This is a genomic window from Streptomyces sp. NPDC057638 (assembly GCF_042800315.1).
Taxonomy (GTDB): domain Bacteria; phylum Actinomycetota; class Actinomycetes; order Streptomycetales; family Streptomycetaceae; genus Streptomyces.
This window is the reverse complement of the sequence record NZ_JBHVHF010000506.1, coordinates 1-3529: the sequence shown is the minus strand read 5'-3', so window position 1 is coordinate 3529 and position 3529 is coordinate 1. Positions and strand designations below refer to the sequence as shown.

Here is a 3529-nt window from a genome sequence, read left to right as displayed (position 1 = left end):
GGTCAGGGCCGTCCGGCACCGGGCCGGTGGAGGTCAGGCGGCCGGGATGAGCCGTCCGCCGTCGGTGTCGCGGATGATCGCGCACACATCCCGCAGTCCCGCCTCCAGGCGGTCGATCTCCTCGTTCGTCACATAGACCGAGGGCTCGAACCGCAGGGTGTACACGGCGCTCGCGGTCGGGAAGGTCCGGATCGCGTGCTCCTTGAGCAGATAGCCCGAGAGCAGATAGCCGAAGATCCCGCTCAGGCCCGCCTGGCGCAGCGGCTCGGCCTCGGCCGCGGACTGGTCCTGGAACTCCAGACCGAGGATCAGCCCCCGGCCCCGGACCTCCCTGACCGTCTCGGGGAAGTCCGCCAGCACCGAGCGGAGCATGGCGGTCATCCGCTCACCCCGCTCGGCGGCCCGGCGGTAGACCGCGCCGCCGTCCGCCTCCATCAGCTCCAGCACCTTCAGGGAGATCTCCGTGGAGAAGCTGTCCTTGGCGAAGGTGGAGCTGTGCGACAGCTCGAACTGCTGCCCGTGGTACAGGGCCTTGCGCACCAGCATCACGGCGGCCTTGGCGATGCCGCCGCCCAGGCTCTTGGCCAGGGTGTAGTAGTCGCCCTTGAGCCCGAGATGGGTCCCGGCGAGGAACTTCCCGGTGCGGCCCATGCCGCACTGGATCTCGTCCACCACGACCGGGATCCCGGTCTGCTGGCAGACCTCCTGGATCTCGCGGACGAACTCCGGTGTCAGCTCGTAGATACCGCCCTCGCCCTGGATGGGTTCCAGGACGAACGCCGCGAAGAGCGGGTAGCCGCGCTCGGCCACCTGCACCTGGCCGCCCTCGACCACGAGGTCGAGCAGGACGGCCCGCTCCTCCTCGACGATCTTGCGCAGCGCCCCGGGACGGTCCTTGGGGACAAACCTGGCCTGGGCGGCCAGCCCCCGGAACGGCACCCGGTAGACCTCGTTGTGGGTCAGCTGCACACTGCCCGCGAGCTTGCCGTGGAAGGCGCCCTCGGGGGTGAGGAAGAGCGGTCCGCGCGCGATCCGCTCGGCGTTGCGGTGGCGTACGTCGGCGATCAGGTCCTCGATGGAGTCCGCCACCTCCGCCGGTACGGTCGCCGTACCGGCCGCGACGCGGACCGAGACCTCGTCGATATGGGCGTCGATCTCGTCGGTCAGCGCCGACAGCCGGACCACCCGGTCCAGCTCCGCGTGTTTCATCGCGGCCTCGACGGCCTCCGCGCCGCTGTTGGCGAAGATCGCGTAGTACTCCTCGTCATCGCCCCGCTCGCGCTGGATGATCCGGTTCAGCTCGGCCGCCACCGCGTTGGCGTACGGGTGGCGGGAGAACTGGGCGTGGATCGGCGTGCCGCCCTGGAGCAGCTCGACGGCGTACGCCACGATCTCCGGGTTGCTGTGGCCCAGCATGGTGGAGCCGTAGCCCCCGGCGAAGTCGAGGACGGGGGACTCGCCGCCGTCCTCGGTACGCCGGTAGAGCGTGTTGCCCTCGCCCCGGACGTACTCCACGTCCAGACCCGCGCCGCCCAGTGTCCGCAGCAGGAACGGCTCGGCGAAGCCGGGCGGATCGTCACCCGGGTTTCTGGTCTCGGTCATCGTCGACCCCTTCAGGCAGTGGTGGAGGCGGTTCAGGCGGTGGTGACGGTGGTGTCGCGGTCGGCCGCCGGGCCGGTGGTGCCCGCGTCCTTCCGCTCGCTGTCCTGGGCTGCGTCCGTGGCTGTGGCTGTGGCTGTGTCCAGGGCCGCTGTCTCCGCCGCCGCGTGGGCCTCGGCGGGCGAGGAGCCGATCGCCGGGACCTTGCGCAGCAGGGTCAGCGCGATGATGGCGGTGAGGACCGCCATGGCCGCGCTGAACCACGCCGTCACATGGAAGCCGCTGGTGAACGCCTCACGGGCGGCGACGACCAACTGGTCGCCCAGGCCGTCGGGGAGCGACTCGGCGGCCTTGGTGGCGCCACCGATCGTGTCCATCGCGGCCTCGTTCGCCGAAGCCGGGATGCCCTCGGGAGCGCTCTCCTTGACCTCGGAGCGGTAGACCGCGACGGCGAGCGAGCCGGTGATCGCGATGCCGAACGCCAGACCGAGGTCATAGGCGGTCTGACCGGTGGCGGCGGCGTTGCCCGCCTTCTCCGGCGGCGCGTTGCCCACGGCCAGCGCGGTGCCGAGCACACTGATCGGCGCCACACCGAACATGATGATCGCGAGTCCGAAGGAGGCCGGGACGATACCGCTGTCGTCCGCGCCCGCCATCCCGGACATGACAAATCCGACCAGGGTGATGAGCAGGCCGGCGCTGATGACCGTGGCCGGACGGAACCGCCGCGCCAGCGCCGGGGTGATCTGCGAGCCCAGGATCAGTCCCACCGCGCCCGGCAGCAGCCACAGACCCGCGGCCAGCGGGCTCAGCTCGCCGACCACCAGCAGATACTGCGGCACCAGGTACTCGACGCCGTTCAGCGCCATCATGCCGAAGAGCAGCACCAGCAGCGCGCCCGTGAAGACCTTGGTGCGGAAGAGCCCCATGTCCAGCAGCGGCGTCTCCAGCCGGTTCTGCCGCTTGACGAACAGCACCGCCAGCAGCACACCGAGGACGAAGGCGCCCACCGTGGCCACCGACCAGCCGTACTCGGCCAGCTTCTTGACGCCGTAGACCAGCGGCAGGATCGCGATCAGGAAGAGCACCACGCTGATGAAGTCCAGCTTCCCGGGGTTCGGGTCGCGGTACTCGGGCAGCAGCACCAGCGCCAGCACCAGCGGCACCAGCATGACGGGCACGCCCATCAGGAAGACGGACCCCCACCACCAGGAGTCCAGCAGCACACCGCCGATGATCGGGCCGATCGCGATGCCGACGGAGAGGGCGGTGACCCACATGGCGATGGCCGTGGCGCGCTGCTTGGCGTCCGCGAACATGTGGGTGATCAGCGAGAGCGTGGACGGCAGCACGGCCGCACCGGCGACACCGAGCAGCGCTCGCGCGACGATCAGCATCTCGGGGCTGGTCGAGTACGCCGCGAGCAGCGACGACACGATCACGCCGACCGAGCCGTACATCAGCAGCTTCCGCCTGCCCAAGCGGTCGCCGAGGGTGCCCATGACCACGAGGAAGCCGCAGGTCATGAAGCCGTAGATGTCGGTGGTCCAGAGCAACTGGGAGCTGCTCGGCTGGAGGTCGGCCGTCAGATACGGCGTGGCCAGCCACAGCACGCCGAGGTCGGCCGTCATCAGCGTGACGGGGAGCAGCAGCACCAGCAGACCGAGCCACTCGCGCAGCCCGGCCCGCGGCGCCACCGCTGGGGCGGTGTTCGAAGACATGAGGGTCCCTTCTCTGTGTTTCTGTGAAAAACCGGTCGTGCCCGCCGTGGTCGTGCGTTCGGCCGTTTGCGTGGCGGGTGCGGCCGGGGGCTTGTGGGGCCGGTGCCCTTCCGCCGGATGGTGCTGGGCCCGGTGGAGGGGCCGGCCGTGCCGGGTGCGGACCGGCGGGTGGGCGGGGATCCCCCAGGCCCCCGGCGTGGGGGCCGGGG

General features: G+C 70.6%; 2 protein-coding genes. Both read right to left on the bottom strand.

Annotation, left to right across the window (positions count from 1 at the left end):
• Window positions 1-33: 33 nt before the first annotated feature.
• Window positions 34-1602 (bottom strand): aspartate aminotransferase family protein, encoded by a 1569-nt coding sequence (locus ACFVIM_RS34015; RefSeq protein ID WP_384309930.1) that lies wholly within the window; start codon window positions 1600-1602, stop codon window positions 34-36.
• Between the two features lie 32 nt (window positions 1603-1634).
• Entirely contained in the window at window positions 1635-3320 is a 1686-nt protein-coding gene (locus ACFVIM_RS34010; protein WP_384309927.1) for an MFS transporter, read from the bottom strand.
• Window positions 3321-3529 lie beyond the last annotated feature (209 nt).